The organism is Bradyrhizobium sp. AUGA SZCCT0177 (assembly GCF_018130125.1).
Classification (GTDB): Bacteria; Pseudomonadota; Alphaproteobacteria; order Rhizobiales; family Xanthobacteraceae; genus Bradyrhizobium.
Genome location: NZ_JAFCMA010000025.1, coordinates 46,391 through 63,981, shown reverse-complemented (window position 1 = coordinate 63,981; position 17,591 = coordinate 46,391). Strand labels below are relative to the sequence as shown.

Annotated in this window: 19 protein-coding genes; 11 read left to right on the top strand and 8 right to left on the bottom strand. The window is 63.5% G+C overall.

The genetic code is table 11. The features are described from left to right. Positions 1 to 79: 79 nt before the first annotated feature. Both JQ597_RS26315 and JQ597_RS26310 read right to left on the bottom strand, forming a co-directional pair. The gene (locus JQ597_RS26315; protein WP_212268166.1) at positions 80 to 391 is read right to left on the bottom strand and encodes a hypothetical protein; all 312 of its coding nucleotides are present in this window, start codon (positions 389 to 391) and stop codon (positions 80 to 82) included. A 202-nt stretch (positions 392 to 593) separates the two neighbouring features. Then, positions 594 to 848: a hypothetical protein gene (locus JQ597_RS26310; protein ID WP_212268164.1), complete on the bottom strand. Its 255-nt coding sequence runs from the start codon at positions 846 to 848 to the stop codon at positions 594 to 596. 179 nt (positions 849 to 1,027) lie between these two features. On the opposite strand from JQ597_RS26310, the gene JQ597_RS26305 reads away from it, so the two are divergent. Continuing rightward, positions 1,028 to 2,560, top strand: coding sequence for a porin (locus tag JQ597_RS26305; RefSeq protein ID WP_212268162.1), 1,533 nt, complete (start codon positions 1,028 to 1,030; stop codon positions 2,558 to 2,560). Positions 2,561 to 2,567: 7 nt separating this feature from the next. Here JQ597_RS26305 and JQ597_RS26300 read toward each other — a convergent pair whose 3' ends face one another. Further along, complete coding sequence (locus tag JQ597_RS26300; RefSeq protein WP_212268160.1) at positions 2,568 to 3,479, bottom strand: LysR substrate-binding domain-containing protein; 912 nt, start codon at positions 3,477 to 3,479, stop codon at positions 2,568 to 2,570. A gap of 253 nt (positions 3,480 to 3,732) precedes the next feature. Here JQ597_RS26300 and JQ597_RS26295 point away from each other — a divergent pair, with 253 nt between their 5' ends. From JQ597_RS26295 to JQ597_RS26255, 9 genes are all read left to right on the top strand, one after another. Further along, positions 3,733 to 4,767 carry an ABC transporter substrate-binding protein gene (locus JQ597_RS26295; protein WP_192734967.1) on the top strand — a complete coding sequence of 345 codons (1,035 nt, stop codon included), beginning with the start codon at positions 3,733 to 3,735 and terminating at the stop codon, positions 4,765 to 4,767. 111 nt (positions 4,768 to 4,878) lie between these two features. Then, entirely contained in the window at positions 4,879 to 5,922 is a 1,044-nt protein-coding gene (locus JQ597_RS26290) for an ABC transporter ATP-binding protein (RefSeq protein WP_212268158.1), read from the top strand. Next, the gene (locus JQ597_RS26285; protein WP_212268156.1) at positions 5,919 to 6,800 is read left to right on the top strand and encodes an ABC transporter permease; all 882 of its coding nucleotides are present in this window, start codon (positions 5,919 to 5,921) and stop codon (positions 6,798 to 6,800) included. Before JQ597_RS26290 ends, JQ597_RS26285 begins: the two co-directional genes overlap by 4 nt. Next, a complete protein-coding gene (locus tag JQ597_RS26280) occupies positions 6,797 to 7,603 on the top strand; it encodes an ABC transporter permease (protein ID WP_212268154.1) in 807 nt (268 codons plus the stop codon). Before JQ597_RS26285 ends, JQ597_RS26280 begins: the two co-directional genes overlap by 4 nt. A gap of 10 nt (positions 7,604 to 7,613) precedes the next feature. Next, positions 7,614 to 8,753, top strand: a complete 1,140-nt coding sequence (locus JQ597_RS26275; protein ID WP_212268152.1) for an NAD(P)/FAD-dependent oxidoreductase — start codon at positions 7,614 to 7,616, stop codon at positions 8,751 to 8,753. 44 nt (positions 8,754 to 8,797) lie between these two features. Continuing rightward, complete coding sequence (locus tag JQ597_RS26270) at positions 8,798 to 9,094, top strand: (2Fe-2S)-binding protein (RefSeq protein WP_212268150.1); 297 nt, start codon at positions 8,798 to 8,800, stop codon at positions 9,092 to 9,094. Then, positions 9,091 to 10,509, top strand: a complete 1,419-nt coding sequence (locus JQ597_RS26265) for an FAD/NAD(P)-dependent oxidoreductase (protein ID WP_212268148.1) — start codon at positions 9,091 to 9,093, stop codon at positions 10,507 to 10,509. Before JQ597_RS26270 ends, JQ597_RS26265 begins: the two co-directional genes overlap by 4 nt. Beyond that, positions 10,506 to 11,627 carry an NAD(P)/FAD-dependent oxidoreductase gene (locus tag JQ597_RS26260; RefSeq protein ID WP_212268146.1) on the top strand — a complete coding sequence of 374 codons (1,122 nt, stop codon included), beginning with the start codon at positions 10,506 to 10,508 and terminating at the stop codon, positions 11,625 to 11,627. Before JQ597_RS26265 ends, JQ597_RS26260 begins: the two co-directional genes overlap by 4 nt. Positions 11,628 to 11,645: 18 nt before the next feature. Beyond that, a complete protein-coding gene (locus JQ597_RS26255; RefSeq protein ID WP_212268144.1) occupies positions 11,646 to 11,993 on the top strand; it encodes a RidA family protein in 348 nt (115 codons plus the stop codon). Between the two features lie 557 nt (positions 11,994 to 12,550). On the opposite strand, the gene JQ597_RS26250 is transcribed toward JQ597_RS26255, so the two are convergent. From JQ597_RS26250 to JQ597_RS26230, 5 genes are all read right to left on the bottom strand, one after another. Continuing rightward, the gene (locus JQ597_RS26250) at positions 12,551 to 13,291 is read right to left on the bottom strand and encodes a DUF3750 domain-containing protein (RefSeq protein ID WP_249148203.1); all 741 of its coding nucleotides are present in this window, start codon (positions 13,289 to 13,291) and stop codon (positions 12,551 to 12,553) included. Between the two features lie 192 nt (positions 13,292 to 13,483). Continuing rightward, positions 13,484 to 13,933, bottom strand: coding sequence for a nuclear transport factor 2 family protein (locus JQ597_RS26245; protein ID WP_212001960.1), 450 nt, complete (start codon positions 13,931 to 13,933; stop codon positions 13,484 to 13,486). A gap of 306 nt (positions 13,934 to 14,239) precedes the next feature. Further along, positions 14,240 to 14,434, bottom strand: a complete 195-nt coding sequence (locus tag JQ597_RS26240; protein ID WP_212268142.1) for a hypothetical protein — start codon at positions 14,432 to 14,434, stop codon at positions 14,240 to 14,242. 78 nt (positions 14,435 to 14,512) lie between these two features. Continuing rightward, the gene (locus tag JQ597_RS26235) at positions 14,513 to 14,845 is read right to left on the bottom strand and encodes a hypothetical protein (protein ID WP_212268140.1); all 333 of its coding nucleotides are present in this window, start codon (positions 14,843 to 14,845) and stop codon (positions 14,513 to 14,515) included. Positions 14,846 to 15,141: 296 nt separating this feature from the next. Continuing rightward, positions 15,142 to 16,611 (bottom strand): mannitol dehydrogenase family protein, encoded by a 1,470-nt coding sequence (locus tag JQ597_RS26230; RefSeq protein ID WP_212268138.1) that lies wholly within the window; start codon positions 16,609 to 16,611, stop codon positions 15,142 to 15,144. 188 nt (positions 16,612 to 16,799) lie between these two features. Between JQ597_RS26230 and JQ597_RS26225 the strand changes: the two genes are divergently transcribed. Then, on the top strand, positions 16,800 to 17,534 hold the full coding sequence (locus JQ597_RS26225) for a FadR/GntR family transcriptional regulator (RefSeq protein WP_212268136.1): 735 nt from the start codon (positions 16,800 to 16,802) through the stop codon (positions 17,532 to 17,534). The last annotated feature ends 57 nt before the right edge of the window (positions 17,535 to 17,591 follow it).

Below are 17,591 nucleotides of genomic sequence, written 5' to 3'. Positions count from 1 at the left end.
TGGGTACTCAAGAAGGATTACTGAGCTCCCTCGATCTCGGCGGTGTGAGTGTTGAGGACGACAATGGTCCCGCTACAGCTCAGCGCCGGACAGCGGTTTCCAAGAACTCCTGCACCGAGTGCGGCACCTCATCGAATTCAGGAAAGCGCCGACGCAACTCGTCGGCAATATCCACCGTGACGTCGCGCGACCAGCCCTCGGCCGTATTGAAGGCGACGATCCGCACCGGATGGCTAAACTGGTCTTCCAGAAGACGGCGGATCAGCGCCTCGCGGTCGGTGCCTTCCTCGTCTGCCTCGCACCAGGCGCGTCCGAGCCTGCCAAAATCGTTTAGCACCAGATAGATGTCGTGATCGCCGCGATGCGGCACGATGGACGGGGAGCGAGGCATGCGGAATAACTCCCGCGCGAGAACAGGGTATGGAACCTTACTCTGTTCCAATCCCTTGTGTTTGGAAAATCCGAGGTAAATCAAACGGATGATAGATGAGGGCGCGATGGGAGCCTATGCTCACGCCGCTGGGCTTTCAGCGCATCTGGTCCAGCAAGCCTTGGCCTCAGCTCGCAAGCCTCCGAGCTGGGGCTTTTTCCTTCTACGAACAGTGGCGTTGCCCTGAGCATTTCCAGGGCCTGAGGTGCCAAAACGATCCCGGTTGCTGAAGTCCCGGTGACGACAACCACTCATCGCGATGAGCGGTAGTGTCGACTGCCTGATCTTTTTCGATGGCCGTCTCAGCAGCGGCCGGCATCGTTGCAATCTGTGCCTCCAGCAGCGCCCGCTCGGCTTCCGCGATCATCGCCAGCGCAAGGCGCGCAGCACTGCAAACGACGCAGAGCAGTGCTTCCATTTTATGAGGGAAGCCGGTCCCTGTGCCTTTCGCGTAACACTCTCCAGGAAAGAAGTCTGAAGACACATGTGCTGACTGTCTGGTGCTTGGATCGTTACCTAAATCTGTGACCTAAGATAATCGAATCGTTTCGGAGCGAGGCCTGAACGAGGTCCCTCCGAAACAGCAGGAAGCGGACCATGAAGTCAATCAACAGCGCAGTGCTTGCCTCGGTAGCATGTCTCGTCGCCACGGGCGGAGCCCAGGCCGCGGATCTTCCAGTCAAGGCCAAGGCGGTCGAATATGTCAGGATATGCTCCCTCTATGGAAATGGCTTCTACTTCATCCCGGGTACCGACACCTGCTTCAAGCTCGGCGGATACCTGCGCGCCGATGTCACCTTCAACGGCGGTGGCATTCAGGGCACCCCGGCCTGGAGTGGCGCCGCGGGTCAAAAAAGCCGGCTGAGCAACTACTATTTCGCGCGCGCCCGCGAAAACCTCAACATCGATACGCGTACCGCGACCGAATATGGTGTGCTCCGTACATACTTCGATGCGAATTTCTCCTGGACCTCGGGTACCTATGCCTCCACCGGCGCTGGCGGCACCGTTTACTCTGCGGCCGCCCAGGCTGGTGGCTTTGGTGGTGTTGGTAACCCCTCTGACGGCGGTCTATCCGGTGGTTCGTTCGCCCTCAACCTCGCGTTCATCCAGTTCGCCGGCTTCACGATCGGCAGGGCAATATCCCAGTTCGACACACCATTCGCCGGCTATCCCGCCAACATCACTGACGCGCTGCTCGGCGGCCACTCCGACACGACAGGCGTGAACCAGTTCTCCTATACGGCGGATTTTGGTCAGGGCATCACCGGTGCGATCTCGTTGCAGGATCAAGTCACCTACTACCAGACCAATTTGTGGAACGCGTCCACCCTCACCGCGGCCAACTTCGCGGGCGGCGTGTATGGCGCCAATGCCTTCGGCGGCACGCGGTCTCCGGACATCGTCGGCATGCTTCGCGTCGACCAGGCTTGGGGCATGTTCCAGGCCTCGGTAGCCGCGCACAACATCCACGCGGCCTATTACGGCGGGACAGAAACTTCAGGTCATCCCAGCGACAAGTGGGGCTGGGCTGGTCAACTGGCCATGACGATCAAGAACCTGCCGACCGGCCCGGGCGACGACATCGATATTTCATTTGGCTATTCGGACGGTGCCAGCCGTTACGTCTGGCAGAGTCTGGTCGCGCCCACCGTCGCCATGTATGGCAGCAGCGGCCTGGCTGGCGTTTACCAAGGGCTGAGTATTGGGGGCGTTTCTGACGGCATTTTCACGACCGGCAATGGGATCGAGACGACCAAGCTGTGGGGCTTTCGTACTGGCTACACGCACAACTGGAACAGCCAGTGGAATTCAGCGCTCTTCGGCTCCTACACGTCGGTCAGCTACAATGCCACGGCAAGAGGTTATATCTGCGCCACCGTCGCCACCTTCCTGACGCCCGGCTCGACCTGCAACCCGAACTTCAACGTCGCGCAGATCGGTGCGAACACGCGCTGGTCCCCGGTGAAGAACCTCACTTTCACGAGTGAGCTGATGTACACACTGGTAGATCAGCAATATTCCGGCGTCGCCGCCTTGCCGGCCGTCAGTGTCAAGCCGGCAGCCCTGTACGAACTCAAGGACCAGGGCACATTGTCACTCGCCTTCCGCGCGCAGCGTAACTGGTAAGACGGGCCTACGCTTGCGGCGGGTTGCTCATCTCGCTGAGCGACTGCCGCATGGCTTCCACTAGGTCCAAAGCCACTGGCGAGGGACTGCGCTGCGGCGGAAACACCGCAGCGAATTCGAAATCGATCCGCGGCAGGAAAGGGCGCGCCACGACGCCGCGGCTCTCGAACTCCTGTGCCGTAAAGGGATCGCAGATCGCAACCCCGAGCCCGGATGACACCAGCCCGCACATGATCTCGGACAGGCTGGTCTCGACCCGAAGAACCCGGCGGACATCGTCGCGATTGAAGGCCTGGTCGATCAGATGTCGGCCGGTCGATCCCGCCGTCAGGGACACGAAGGTCTCGCCTTCGAAATCGCGCGGCTGCAGCGTCGCCTTGGCCGCGAGCCGGTGTCCGGCTGGCAGAACCGCGACGCGGGCCGGCGCAGGCAACCGCACGCTCGACAGGCCTGCATGGGCGATCGGCACTTCGGCGAAACCGATGTCACATTGGTTGTTCAGCACCCAGTCGACCACAATCGGTGAGATCACGCCGAAGAACGACAGATTGAGGTTTGGCCGCTCCATCAGGAATCGCCCGGAGAGCCTCGGCAGATAGCCGTTGGACAGCGCCGGCAGGGCCGCGATCCGCAGCGTGCCGGTCCGGCGGCTGCGGATTTCCTCGGCTGCCGCCGCGATCCGCTCCAGACCGACGAAGGACCGTTCGACCTCCATGTAGAGCGCCGTCGCGGCAGCCCTCGGCACCAGTCCGGTGCCGCGCTTGTCGAACAGCTCCATTTTCAGCAGCGCCTGGAAGTCGCGCAGCAACCGGCTGACGGCCGGCTGCGTCACAGCCATCAGCTTTGCCGCTTCCGTCACGCTGCCTGTCAGCATCATCGCGCGGAAGGCCTCGACCTGCCGCGAATTGATCCGCGCCATCTTCATTCCATCCATAATATTCCGGCATGAAGAGGGTGCCATTATTAATTGGACGACGAAAGCGTGGATTGCGATCTTTTTCATCAAGGGTGGAGGTAGCTGATTTTTTGGGCGACGCCGGTCGGGAGCGGACCGGTGAAGGCCAAATTTCCACGCGGATCCGACGTTGCGTCGTACCGCGATACCGAGAGCCGGTCAGAACAAGGATGCGCTCCGGGTGTCACCTAGCAAACGGATACGGAGATCGATCGATATGAAGCATCTCGCCCTTGTCGGAGCCGTCAGCATTGCCGCGATCGCCTTAGCCCCGTCGGCGGGTTTGGCGCAGCAGAAGACGCTCTATGTCGCCGGTTACGGCGGCTCGTTTGAGAAGACGATCCGCGACGAGGTCATCCCGGCCTTCGAAAAGGCGAACGGCGTCAAGGTCGAATATGTCGCCGGCAACTCGACCGACACGCTCGCCAAGCTGCAGGCGCAGAAGGGCAATCAGCAGATCGATGTGGCGATCGTCGATGACGGTCCGATGTACCAGGCCATCCAGCTCGGCTTCTGCGGCAAGCTCGAAGGCCTTCCCGCTGATATCTACGAGGCCGCACGCTTCAAGGACGACCGCGCGGTTGGCATTGGTCTGGTCGCAACCGGCCTGATGTACAACACCAAGATCTTCGCTGAGAAAGGCTGGGCACCGCCGACCTCCTGGAACGATCTCAAGGATCCAAAATATCAGAAGCAACTGGTCATTCCGCCCATCAACAACACCTATGGTCTGCACACATTGCTGATGCTCGCCCGGATGAACGGTGGCAGCGAGGCCAACGTCGACGCGGGCTTCAAGATCATCAAGGCCGACGTCAATCCCAACGTGCTGGCCTATGAGCCTTCGCCGGGCAAGATGACCGAGCTGTTCCAGTCCGGCCAGGCCGTGTTGGCCGTGTGGGGTACGGCCCGGGTCCAGAGCTTCGCCAACACCGGCTTCCCCGTCGACTTCGTCTATCCGAAGGAAGGTGCGGCCACGCTGCTGACGACCGCCTGTCCGATCACCAAGCCAAACGCATCGCCGCTTGCCTCGGCATTCGTCAAGACGCTGCTCGAGCCGAAAATACAGCTCGTGCTGCTGAAGGACTACGGCTACGGCCCGGTATTGAAGTCGGTCGTGGTCCCGCCGGAGCTCGGCAAGATGGCGCCGATCGGCGAGCGCGCCGCAAAACTCTATACGCCCGACTGGACCGTCATCAACGACAAGCGCGAGGAATGGACCAAGCGCTGGAATCGCGAGGTCGAGCGCTGAGCCAAGAGCTGAGCCACAGCTCGGCGCCGGCGGACACGATTTCGGCGATGGCTCCGCGCGACGCCGCAGGCCCATCGTCGCGCTTTGCCACAGCAGCACCCGGAAGCATCCATGTCCTTTCTTGAGCTCGACCGTGTCGCAAAACAGTTCGGCGCGCAGACTGTGGTCGATGACTTCAGTCTGACCGTCGGCAAGGGCGAGTTCGTCTCCTTCCTCGGTCCGTCGGGCTGTGGCAAGACCACGACACTGCAGATGATCGCGGGCTTCCTCGATCCCACGCGCGGCGCGATTCGGCTCGAGGGACACGACCTGACCGTGGTGCAGCCGGCGAAGCGCGGGCTCGGCATCGTATTTCAGAGTTATGCGCTGTTCCCGCATATGACGGCGGCCGAGAACGTCGCCTTTGGCCTCGAGATGCGGCGCGTGCCGCGGTCCGAGTGCAGCGAGCGCGTCCGCGCCACGCTGGCCATGGTCGGGCTCGCCGGCTACGAGGAGCGTTATCCGCGCCGGATGTCCGGCGGTCAGCAGCAACGCGTCGCGCTTGCCCGCGCGCTCGTGATCCGGCCGAGCGTGCTGCTGCTCGACGAGCCGCTGTCGAACCTCGACGCCAAGCTGCGCGAGGAGATGCAGATCGAGCTGCGCCAGATCCAGCGAAATCTCGGCACCACCACGATTCTCGTCACCCACGACCAGAACGAGGCGATGTCGCTGTCCGACCGGATTGTGGTGATGAGCCAGGGCCGCATCGAGCAGATCGGAACGCCGCAGGAAACCTATGAGCGGCCGGCTTCCGCCTTCGTGTCCCAGTTCCTCGGCAAGACCAATGATTTCGCCGCGACCATCGACCGGACCGCCACGCCGGGACAGCTGATCGCGGGCTCCTGGAGCGCGCCGGCGCCGGCCGGCCTTGCGGGTCCGGTGACGGTCAGCATCCGCCCCGAAAGGATCGGCTTCGGCGACGCCGGGCTCGCGGCGAAGATCGTCACCCGCATCTTCCAGGGCAATCACTGGCTGTTCCAGTGCGAGAGCGAATGCGGCTCGGTGATCGTGATCCGCCAGAACGACGGCCAGCCACAGCCCGTGGAGGGCGAGGCCGTCCGGCTCGCCTGGCGGCCGGAGGACATGAGCCTGCGCCGCGCCGGAGGCGCCGCATGAGCGCGAAACCTGCGACGGACGGGCGCGATGCGCGCACGGCGTGGCTGCTGACCGCGCCCGCGCTGATGCTGTTCGTCGGCGTTCTGGTGATTCCGCTCGCCATGACGGTGATGCTCTCGTTCCACGACTGGGGCCAGTACAAGGGCATCGAGCCGGTCTTCATCCTGAAGAACTGGCACGAGGTCGCGACCGATCCTTATTTTGCCGAGATGTTCTGGCGGACGTTCCGCATCGCGCTGCTGACGACGCTGATCACCGCCGTGCTCGGCGCGCCGGAGGCCTACATCCTCAACCGCATGAGTGGACGCTGGAAGAGCTTCTTCCTGCTCGTGATCCTTGGCCCGTTGCTGATCTCCGTGGTGGCGCGCACGCTGGGCTGGGCGCTGCTGTTCGGCGGCAATAACGGCCTGGTCAACAAGCTCCTGATGTCGCTCGGGCTGATCGGATCGCCGCTGCCCTTCATGTTCACCGAGACCGGCATCGTGATCGCACTCGCGCATGTGATGATGCCGTTCATGGTGCTGTCGGTCTGGGCCGCGCTGCAGCGCGTCGACCCGCAGATCGAGAACGCCGCTCTGTCGCTCGGCGCCGGCCCGTTCACGATCATCCGCCGCATCGTGCTGCCGCAGATCATGCCGGGCGTGCTGTCGGGCGCGATCATCGTGTTCTCGCTGTCGGCCAGCGCTTTCGCGACGCCCGCCATCATCGGTGGCCGCCGGCTCAAGGTCGCGGCGACGCTGGCCTATGACGAGTTTCTCAACACGCTGAACTGGCCGCTCGGTGCGGCGGTGGCGGTGCTGCTGCTGGTGGCGCTGGTGCTGATCGTCGTCGGCAGCAACGCGCTGATCGAGCGGCGCTATGCCGAGGTGTTCCGATGAGGACCAACGGCCCGCTCGCGCTGATCTTCCATACGATCTTCGTTGTCGTCATGCTGGCGCCGATCCTGGTGGTCTGCCTCGTCGCTTTCACGCCCGAGGGCTATTTGTCGCTGCCGACCACCAGTTTCTCGCTGCGCTGGTTCAGGGCGATCGCGAACTATCCCGAGTTCGTCCATGCGTTCTGGGTGAGCCTCGGGTTGGGTGCGCTGTCCTCGCTGGTGGCGGTGCTGTTCGCGGTGCCGGCGGCGCTTGCCATCGCGCGTTACAGTTTTCGTGGCCGCGACACGCTCGCAGCGTTGTTCCTGTCGCCGCTGATGATCCCGCATGTCGTGCTCGGCATCGCCTTCCTGCGCTTCTTCACGGCGATCGGCATTGGCGGCAGTTTCGCAGGATTGCTGGTCGCGCATGTGGTGGTGGTGTTTCCGTTCGCATTGCGGCTGACGCTGGCCGCGGCGACCGGCATGGATCGCTCGATCGAGATGGCCGCGGTCTCGCTCGGCGCCGGCGACTGGACGCTGTTCCGCCGCGTGACGTTGCCGCTGATCCTGCCGGGCGTCATCAGCGGCTGGGCGCTCGCCTTTATTCAGTCCTTTGACGATCTGACCATGACCGTCTTCCTGGCCACACCCGGCACCGAGACGCTGCCGGTTCGCATGTTCCTTTACATCCAGGACAACATCGATCCGCTGGTGACGTCAGTCTCGGCCAGCGTGATCGCGATCACCATGACCGCCCTGATCCTGCTCGACCGCTTCTACGGGCTCGACCGCGTGCTGGCCGGCAAGAACGACCCGGGGCGCTAGGAGAACCCATATGTCAAAAGACTATGACGTCGCGGTCGTGGGCGGCGGACTGCTCGGCTCCGCTATCGCCTGGGGTCTTGGCCGGCTCGGAAAGCGGGTCGTTGTCCTCGACGAGGGCGACATCGCCAAGCGCGCCTCGCGGGCAAACTTCGCGCTGGTCTGGGTGCAGAGCAAGGGCCTCGGCATGCCGGCGTATACCGGCTGGACCATGCGGGCCTCCGAAACCTGGGGCAAGCTCGCCGCCGAATTGAAAGACCAGACCGGGCTCGACGTCGCCCTGCAGCAGAATGGCGGTTTCCACCTGACCCTCGGCGAGAACGAGTTTGCGCAGCGCGCGCAGCTTGTGACGCGGATGCACAACCAGGTCGGCGCGGCTGATTACCGGATGGAGATGCTGTCGGCCTCCGAGGTCAAGAAGATGCTGCCGCTGATCGGGCCGGAGGTCTCCGGCGGCAGCTTCTGCCCCTGGGACGGGCACGTCAATTCGCTGCGCACCTTCCGCGCCTTCCACACTGGGCTGAAATTGTTCGGCATCGACTATTTTCCCGAGCGGCCGGTCTCGGCGATCGCGCGGCGCGGCGGCGAATTCCACCTCTCGACAGCGCAGGGCGAGATCCGCGCCGGCAAGGTCGTGCTCTCCGCCGGCAACGCCAACCAGTCGCTCGCGCCGATGGTCGGCCTGTCGGCGCCGATGGGCCCGACCCGCGGCCAGATCGTGGTGACCGAGCGCACCATGCCGTTCCTGCCGCATCCCCTGACCACCATTCGCCAGACCGACGAGGGCACGGTGATGATCGGCGACAGCAAGGAAGATCAACTCGACGATCGCACACTGAACCATTCGGTCAGCGCCGTGATGGCGGATCGGGCGCAGCGCACGTTTCCGCATCTGGCGCGCCTGAACGTCATCAGGACTTGGTCCGGCATCCGCGTGATGCCGCAGGATGGTTTCCCGATTTACGATCAGTCGGAGAGCGAGCCGGGCGCTTTCGTCACCTGCTGTCATTCCGGCGTGACGCTGGCTTCCAACCACGCCTTCGAGATTGCGCGGATGGTGGCGGCGGGCGCGCTCGAACCGGAACTGGTCGGCGCGTTCTCGGCCCGCCGCTTCGACGCGAACCATGCTGCGGCAGGCAGCGGCTATTACTGACATCGATACGACCCGAACGCGACAGAAGGGCGAAGAGGCAGCCAATGTTCAAACGATCCGATCAGGACAGCAGACCATCCGTGCACATCGTCGTGGACGGGGCCGCCGTCGCGGCGCGCGAGGGCGATACGGTTTCCGCAGCATTGCTTGCCTCCGGCCGTGATGTGCGCCGTGCGACCGCAGTGAGCGGTGCGCCGCGATTGCCCTATTGCATGATGGGCGTGTGCTTCGACTGCCTCGTCACCATCGATGGCGTCGGCAATCGGCAAGGCTGCCTGGTGCCCGTTGCCGAGGGCATGCAGATCGAAATCCAGAAGGGCAAGCGGGGGATCGGCCGATGAATACGACGCCCAGGCGCGACAGCTATGATGTCGTGGTGATCGGAGCAGGGCCTGCCGGGCTCGCCGCCGCCGCGACCGCGGCCGAGGCGGGCCTCTCGGCGCTGCTGCTCGACGAGAATGCCGGCCCCGGCGGCCAGGTCTGGCGCGCCATCGCCTCGACCCCGGTCACGGAACGCGGCCATCTCGGCGCCGACTATTGGGCCGGCACCGAACTTGTCGAGGCGGTGCGATCGAGCGGCGCGGAAATCATCCAGCGCGCGACGGTCTGGAGCCTCGACCGGAATCTCGAGATCGGCATATCCCTCGGCGGCGCGTCGTGCTTCGTCAAGGCGCGTCGGGTGATTCTGGCGACGGGCGCGCTGGAGCGGCCGTTTCCGATTCCCGGCTGGACCCTCCCGGGCGTGATGACCGCAGGCGCCGCGCAGACGATGCTGAAGTCGTCGGGCCTCGTGCCGGACCGGCCGACGGTGATCGCGGGCCAGGGACCGCTGCTTTGGCTGCTCGCCGCGCAGATCCTGCGCCTTGGCGGTCGCATCGACCGCATCCTCGATACGACCGAGCGTCGCAACTATCTTGCCGCGCTGCCTCACGCCTTCGCCTTCATGACGTCGCCCTATTTCGCAAAGGGTTTTGCGTTGATGAAGCAGGTGCGCGCGAAAGTGCCTGTCGTGACTGGTATCAGCGAACTCGCTGCCGCCGGTGACGGCCAGCTCGCAACTGTAACGTATGTGTCGGGCGGCCGACGCGAGACTGTTCCGGCCGAGTTGCTGCTGCTGCACCAGGGCGTGGTGCCCAACGTCAACCTGGCGATGGCATCAGGGATCGAGCATCGCTGGGATGATTTGCAGCTGTGCTGGTCGCCGGTGCTTGATCGCGACGGCAATACATCGGTCAAGGGAATCGCGATCGCCGGCGATGGGGCCGGGATCGGCGGCGCTGAAGCCGCCATTATCCGCGGCCGTATCGCTGCACGCGCAGCGGTCGAGGCGCTGGCGCCTGCGGCTGCTTTCAAGCTCGCGCCGATGGCGACGTTCAGGGCATCGCTGGTAAAGGCGGAGCGCGGTCGCATTTTTCTCGACACGCTGTTCCGTCCGGCCCCGCAATTTCGCATCCCCTCTGACGACACCATCGTCTGCCGCTGCGAGGAGGTATCGGCCAAGGACATTCTCGACGCCGTCGCGATCGGTGCGACCGGTCCGAACCAGCTCAAGGCCTATCGCCGCACCGGCATGGGTCCCTGCCAGGGCCGGCTCTGCGGCCTGACCGTCACCGAGCTGATGGCGCAAGCCCGTAACAAGACGCCCCAGGAGATCGGCTATTACCGGCTGCGTGCACCGGTGAAGCCGATCACGCTGGCGGAACTGGCGGCCGTGCCGAAGACCGAGGCCGACGTCAATGCGGTGGTGCGCGGATGACGAAGCTTGCGGATGCCATCATCGTCGGTGGCGGCATCCACGGATGCTCGACCGCGCTTCACCTGTGCCTCGCCGGCATGAAGCCGGTGTTGATCGAAAAGGACTATGCCGGCCGCCACGCCTCGGGCGTGAATGCCGGCGGCGTCCGCCAGCTTGCACGGCATGTCGCCGAGATCCCGCTCTCGATCCGCTCGATGGGAATTTGGGAGCGGATCGAAGAACTGGTCGACGATAGCTGCGGCTTCGAAAGCCACGGCCAGGTGCTGGTCGCCGAGAACGACGCCGAATTCGATGCCTGTCGCGCGCGCGTCGCCGAGCTGAACGCGCTCGGCTTCACCCACGAGGAACTGATCGATGGGCCGGAGTTGCGGCGGCTGGTGCCGGCGGTGGCGGAGAGCTGCCCTGGCGGCGTGGTGTCGCGGCGCGACGGTGCGGCCGAACCGGCCCGGACCACCACCGCGATCCGCCGCAAGGCCGAAGCGCTCGGCGCCACCGTCGTTGAGGGCGTCGCCGCAACCAACATTCGAAAGCAGGATGGGCTGTGGCGGGTCGATGTCGGTGCGGAAACCTTTGCGGCGCCGGTGCTGGTCAATGCCGCCGGCGCCTGGGCCGGCCGCATCGCCGCTGATCTTGGCGAGCCGGTGCCGGTCGAGACCGTGGCGCCGATGCTGATGATCACCTCCCGCGTGCCGCATTTCATAGATCCCGTGGTGATCCTGCGCGGCCGCAAGCTGTCCTTCAAACAGTTCGCCAACGGCACGGTGCTGATCGGCGGCGGTCATCTGGCGACGCCGGACCAGGACCGCAACGAGACGGTGCTGGACTGGCGCAGCCTCGCCATCAGCGCCCGCACCGTGTTCGAACTGTTTCCCGTGATGCGCAGTGCCACCATCGTGCGCGCCTGGGCCGGCATCGAGGCTCGCACAAAAGACGAACTGCCCGTCTTCGGCCCGAGTGCCCGCCATGCAGGGCTCTATCACCAGTTCGGCTTTTCGCTGCACGGCTTCCAGCTCGGCCCCGGCGCCGGCGCCGTAATGACGGAGCTGATCGCGAGCGGCGGCACCCAGACCCGGATCGGCGATCTCGGCATCGACCGCTTTCATTCTTCCACACCCTAGAACCAAGATGAGGACATCATGAACATCATCCGCAACATCCGCACCCCGATCATGCACCGCGCGGTCGAAGCCAACGGTTTTGTCTTTGTCGGCGGCACGATCGCTGACGACACCAGCGTCTCGATGGGCGAGCAGACCCGCAACATCCTCGGCAAGATCGCGGGCTATCTGAAAGAGGCGGGCACGGATCGATCGCGCGTCGTCAGCGCCTCGATCTTTGTGACGGATCTCTCCGGGAAAAAGGAGATGGACGCGGCCTGGACCGAATTCTTCGGCGACAATTTGCCGGCACGCGCCACCGTCGGCGTGGCCGATCTCGGTGGCGGCGCATTGATTGAGGTCGTGGTCACCGCGCTCAAAGGCTGACGCGGGCATTTCCCTTTCGTTTCACCGGCTGACCAGTGAAACGAGGGGGACCGTGCGGGGTACAGCTATTCTTCCGCTGGGCCGGCGAGGCTGCGACGGAGGCGCTGGGTTTCGCGCCACGTCTCACGAGCCTGTTTGCCAAAACGAGCGAGCCTGGTTGCGACCTGCATGATGATGAGTGTGACCATGGCTATCGGCCCGCCCTGGAGAACAAGCGATCAATCTGGCGCTCGGCATCATCAGACAGGTTTTGCAGCCCGTGGGCGGCAACGTATGTCTCAACAATGTGGGCAGCCCGCCGCTCATTGGATTCGATACGGACGCGCAATAATCTTGCAAGAAATGAGGGTTTTTTGGTCGGGGCAGAAAGCCAGGCCCCAGTGGTTAGAACATTCGCCATTAGATGGCTCCTTTTCGGAGTTGTCCTTGGGGCGAATTTCCTTCCTGATTCCTACATAGATATTGCAGCGCACAAATGCGAGGTCAAAAAGCGCGCATCAGGCATCAATTTTTGCCGCATCGGGTGAGCGACAATTCGGCACAAGGTTAACGGCGGGTTAAATTCCGGCCGTCATTCCCAATCGGCCGATGCCCGGAAATTTCAGCGCCGGCCGGCGAACATCGAATCCCAGCACCGCGCCGAGGAAGTTGATTTCGAAACCCTCGACCCATCCGATGGTGAGGCCGAGATAACCTCCGAGCGACGCAAAAACGCCGGTACCGGAAGCCGTCAGTCCGAATGACTTGCCCTCGTAGGGATAGTCTTTTCCGATCGCGGTGGGCGGCAGCACAGCCATCAGTTCGGGGACCGCATTGAGGACGGCCTGCACGAAGGTGTTGGAGTTCGGACCCGGCCACGGGCTGTAGTCGCCGTAGGCCCGGAATCGATAATTTTCGACGACGTGACGGATCTTGGGGATGAGGCGACTTGCTTCCTCGCCATCGACCGCGACGATGTTTTCAGGGGTGGCGCCGAACCAGCGCGCATCGGCCGCGAAGCCGTTGGTGCGGATCGGCTCGCCCCAGGCGGTGTAGTCATAGCGGGTATAGGTCGCGGCGTTCTGCTCCTTGATAACGATCCAGGTGTGGATCGCGAAGATCGCCTTCCATCGCAGCGTGCGCGCGCCATAAATGCGAATGACCGCATCGGGATGGCGGGATGCCTCGGGCAAAAGCCCGGCGCTGGAGCGGTCCGCCGTCTGCCAGCTTCCACGCGGGTCATCGGACCAATAGCGGGCCGCCGATACACCGATCGGGAAAAAAACCAACGACAGAAAGATGATGACTGGTTTGATCAAGGGGGCGTCGGGAGTGATTGATATGGAAACAACGATCCCTGATATAGTTCGACTTTCTGTCTGCGCCAGTTTGGTGCCGTGGCTTTATGAAGAGGCGCCGCTGGCAAGGGAGACTGGCGCGATCCATCGGGAGGCGTCAGCCAGCGCACCGATGATCCGGCGCGCTGGCTTGAGCGCTGCAATCCGCGGCTGCTATCCGAGCTTGGTCGCCGAGCGCGACAGCAGTTTCCAGTCCGATCCCTGCTTCTGCCAGTTCATCAGAATGTGGAGGTTGGTGGCGCTCTTCTTGCCGTCGGCGACGGCTTCCTGCTCGCCGAGCCAGTGGAACCGGACGATCGCGGCCGGGCCGACGACGCGGATCGCGGGGTCTTTATAGGTCAGCGACAGCCACTTCGATTTTCCGCTGGTCGCGCCGGCGATGAAGGCCGCCTTGTCCTCGACCCGGCCATCCGAGTGGCTGTAGCTGAGTTCGGCTGCGCAAAGCGCGGCGAGCCCCTCGGCGTTGGCGGCGGCCTGCGCGGTGCGGAAGGCCTCAAGGTTCTTGGCGACCGCATCTTCATCGGCGCCGGCGAAGGCTGGCATCACGCCGAGAAGTCCGATGGCGAGTACCGGTAACGCAAGCTGACGACGATCGATGTCCATGGATTTCCTCCGTTGTTATGGTTTTGAGACCGTGCGTTGTGCTGGCCGGGACTCGCGATCTGGGCAGGAGCCGGCCTGCGGACGCACTCGGTTGCGGTTTCCGCAGGACCGATTGAAACACAGGGTTGTGTCTTCTGAAAGTATTATCAGCGGTGTGCGCTGCGAGAGGAAGCGAAGTCGCTCCCGTAGCCCGCGCCAGATTTGCAATCTTGGTGCTTGCAATCTGGCGAGCGTCAGCGTCAGGCGAGCAGAGTTTTCGAATAGTTCTACGGCGGTTGTAAAATTCTGCCGCCATGCAGATCAGAATCAGGCCAGCGCCGTCGGCTTTGGCGGATGGACAGTCCGGGGATGATGATCGTGCAGGTAGGTTGCGAGCGTATTTGCAATGACGCCGTCATCGACGGCAGCCGCAAACAACATTTCCTGGGCGTCGCGCGACAGCTCCGGCCACACCTTCAGCGCTGCGTGACCGAGCAGTGCGGCGAATTTGTTTTCGTCCATCTACAAACCCTCAAGCGGAGGCCGAGCGCGCCGAAGGCCGCAGATTTCTCTGCGGCCTCGACTTGCGAAATTGAAATCCTACCAGCGCGGTCCTACGCCAAATCCAACACCGACTCCGCCCGGTCCCACGCCGATACCGACGCTCGGGCCGTCATTGTAATAGCCGCGGCGTTCAATGTATCGCTCGCGCGGAGCGTAATAATTGTAGCTGTCGCCGTATTCCCGCTCAACGACGACGCGGCGGCCGCCACGAGTACGGTAGCATTGGCCATATTCGTCGCAGACCATTCTGACATGTTCGATGCCGTTATCCGGCATCACGGTAATGCCATTCGAGAGCGGTGCGGCTGTTGCGCCGGTAGCGAGCAGCGTGCCGGCGCCAATCGCGAGCACTACGATAAATTTCTTCATGACTGAACTCCTTCAGGTCGATGACCACCAACCCCACCGCTTACCGAATGTTCCCGGATTTGGAATGTTCCCGGCCACGGACGTTGGGCGCTGCGGAAATAGGAACCCGGCAGCCTCGGGCGCGTTTACCCCGGACGCCCCGCGCTGCGCGAGTATCGGTACATTCATCGCGAAAACCGGCCTATCTTGTCGATCCGGGCGAGCGAATGGTGATCGAGGAAATCGACTGACGGTATTCGGATTGAAAGGCGACCTTCGGGCCGCCTTTCTCATATCGGGTGCGCTCGCCGATCAGTTTATGCCGGCCGCCAGGCCTGCACCGCCCGACGGGCGCCCAATTCGTAGAGCTGTGCCAGCGCGCGCGTCACGGCGTCGCGCAGGCGGGGGTCGTTTCCAAATTCGCCGAAGATCGAACTAACGTCGAGCAACGCCGGCGCCAGCCGATCTGCGACGGGGCCGGCTTTTTTGGCGATCGCGGCCAGGTGCGCCGCGAGGGGATCGCGGACATCGATCGCCTGTTCCTTTTCATCGCTGGCCGTGACGTAGCGCATCCAGCCTGCGACGGCGAGCGCATGCGTATCGATCGGCAAGCCCTGCCGCAGCCGGTCCTGCATGGTGCCGAGCAGCCGCTGCGGCAGTTTCTGCGATCCGTCCATCGCGATCTGCCAGGTGCGGTGACGCAGGGCGGGGTTGGCAAAGCGCTCGAGAAGCGAGGCGCTGTATCCCGCCAGGTCAGTCCCCTCGGGCATCGAAAGCGTCACGGCGGATTCTTGCATCACGCCATGGGCGAACGCCGCAAAGCGATCGTCAGTCATCGCAGCGGCAATGGTCTCATGGCCCGCGAGATAGCCGAGATAGGCCAGCGCCGAATGGCTGGCATTGAGCAGCCGCAGCTTCATGTGTTCGAACGGTGTCACATCAGTGACGAGCTGCACGCCGGCGCGTGCGAAATCGGGGCGGCCGGCCGGAAAATTGTCTTCGACGATCCATTGCGTGAACGGCTCTGATATCACGGGCCATGCGTCGATCATGCCGAGTTCGGACGAGACCGACGCGCGATCGGCGTCAGTGGTTTCGGGCACGATGCGATCGACCATCGTCGACGGGCAGGCGACGTGATCGGTGATCCACTTTCCAAGCTCGGGCGAGCGCAGGTGAGCGAACTGCGTCAGGATCCGTTTCACGGTATGGCCGTTGGCCGAAAGATTGTCGCAGGAGAGGACGGTGAAGGGCGCGATATCAGCCGCGCGGCGGCGCGCCAACGCGGCCACGATGAATCCCGGAGCCGATCGCGGTGCATCCGGGTTTGCAAGGTCGTGGACGATATCGGGATGGTCAGCGTTGAGTTCGCCGGTCTGCGGCGTGTGGCAATAACCTTTCTCGGTGATCGTCAGCGAGACGATGCGCGTGGCGGGATCAGCCATGCGCGCGATCAATTGCGCGGGGTTGCTCTTGGCGACTTCCGTCTGCAGCACCGAGCCGATGATCCGGTGTTCGGTGCCCGCGCCGGAGCGAACGGCAACCGCATAGAGACAATCCTGCGGGGCGAGGGCGTCGTAGGTGTCCGAACTTCGAAGGCTGGCGCCGATGATTCCCCAGTCCGTCGCGCCGTTTGCGAGCAGGTCGTCGATCACGACCGCCTGGTGCGCGCGGTGGAACGCGCCGATTCCGAGGTGGACGATGCCTGATGTGACGCGTCCGCGGTCGTAACCGGGGCGGCGGATATGGCCGGGAAGCCGGTCAAGGCTGGCGTTCGAGAGGCGCAAATCAGCCTCCTTTGGGTTGGAATGGCGGAATTTTCGCCATTCGCCTTGACATAGCGCGCCGGTAAGGTCAATGTTTGGTCAATTGGTAAGGCCAATTGACCGATCGGCGCCGGAACTCAAGGCCAACCGATTGGCCAAAGCCAGCCAGAAAAAGAATCGATCCACGAGGTCGTTCGGAGGAAACCAGCGTGCCGTTAGAGGCAGTGGAAGCGCGACGCCTATACCGCCAGGTTGCCGATCAGCTGCGCGCCTTGATCGACAGCGGCGAATACGCCGTCGGCTCCAGGCTCCCGACCGAACGCGATATCGCCGAACAATTGAAGGTCTCCCGTCCCACCGTGCGCGAAGCGCTGATCGCGCTCGAAGTCGAAGGACGTGTTCGCATTCGTGTCGGCTCCGGAATCTATGTCAGCGACCCGGCCGCGCTTGCCACGCCTTTGCCGGCCTCCGCAATGATCGAAGGGCCGTTCGAGCTGCTGCGCGCCCGCGAATTCATCGAAGGCGCCATCGCCGAGCAGGCGGCGAGGGTGGCCACGCCGGAAGATATCGCGCGCATCGACGCCTCGCTGCTGGCGATGGCGAATACGCAACATCCCGGCGACGCCTCGATGATCCATGACCGCGCGTTCCATGTCGCGGTGGCGGGAAGTCTCGATAACGCCGTGCTGGTTCGCGTCGTCGGCGAACTGTTCGACCAGCGGCTCAATCCCTATTTCGCCAAGCTGGCGCATTATTTCGAGAACCCGGAATCCTGGGGCGCCGCGCTCAGTGAGCATCAGGCGATCCGCGATGCCATCGCCGCGCGCGATCCCGACGCCGCGCGCCTTACCATGCGCGAGCATCTGGCGCGTTCGCAGGAACGCTTTGCACAAAATTTTGGAACCGAAGCCGCATCGCCTCGCGCGCAGGCCAGGAGCGGCTGATCAGGTATTCGAACGGTTCGGCCAAATGGCTGAGACGGTTGAGTAAGAAAAGCAAAT

Coding starts and splice junctions, on each gene's coding strand:
- JQ597_RS26315 (WP_212268166.1), bottom strand. CDS start 391: ATGCCTCGCTCCCCGTCCATCGTGCCGCATCGCGGCGATCACGACATC.
- JQ597_RS26310 (WP_212268164.1), bottom strand. CDS start 848: ATGGAAGCACTGCTCTGCGTCGTTTGCAGTGCTGCGCGCCTTGCGCTG.
- JQ597_RS26305 (WP_212268162.1), top strand. CDS start 1,028: ATGAAGTCAATCAACAGCGCAGTGCTTGCCTCGGTAGCATGTCTCGTC.
- JQ597_RS26300 (WP_212268160.1), bottom strand. CDS start 3,479: ATGGCGCGGATCAATTCGCGGCAGGTCGAGGCCTTCCGCGCGATGATG.
- JQ597_RS26295 (WP_192734967.1), top strand. CDS start 3,733: ATGAAGCATCTCGCCCTTGTCGGAGCCGTCAGCATTGCCGCGATCGCC.
- JQ597_RS26290 (WP_212268158.1), top strand. CDS start 4,879: ATGTCCTTTCTTGAGCTCGACCGTGTCGCAAAACAGTTCGGCGCGCAG.
- JQ597_RS26285 (WP_212268156.1), top strand. CDS start 5,919: ATGAGCGCGAAACCTGCGACGGACGGGCGCGATGCGCGCACGGCGTGG.
- JQ597_RS26280 (WP_212268154.1), top strand. CDS start 6,797: ATGAGGACCAACGGCCCGCTCGCGCTGATCTTCCATACGATCTTCGTT.
- JQ597_RS26275 (WP_212268152.1), top strand. CDS start 7,614: ATGTCAAAAGACTATGACGTCGCGGTCGTGGGCGGCGGACTGCTCGGC.
- JQ597_RS26270 (WP_212268150.1), top strand. CDS start 8,798: ATGTTCAAACGATCCGATCAGGACAGCAGACCATCCGTGCACATCGTC.
- JQ597_RS26265 (WP_212268148.1), top strand. CDS start 9,091: ATGAATACGACGCCCAGGCGCGACAGCTATGATGTCGTGGTGATCGGA.
- JQ597_RS26260 (WP_212268146.1), top strand. CDS start 10,506: ATGACGAAGCTTGCGGATGCCATCATCGTCGGTGGCGGCATCCACGGA.
- JQ597_RS26255 (WP_212268144.1), top strand. CDS start 11,646: ATGAACATCATCCGCAACATCCGCACCCCGATCATGCACCGCGCGGTC.
- JQ597_RS26245 (WP_212001960.1), bottom strand. CDS start 13,933: ATGGACATCGATCGTCGTCAGCTTGCGTTACCGGTACTCGCCATCGGA.
- JQ597_RS26240 (WP_212268142.1), bottom strand. CDS start 14,434: ATGGACGAAAACAAATTCGCCGCACTGCTCGGTCACGCAGCGCTGAAG.
- JQ597_RS26235 (WP_212268140.1), bottom strand. CDS start 14,845: ATGAAGAAATTTATCGTAGTGCTCGCGATTGGCGCCGGCACGCTGCTC.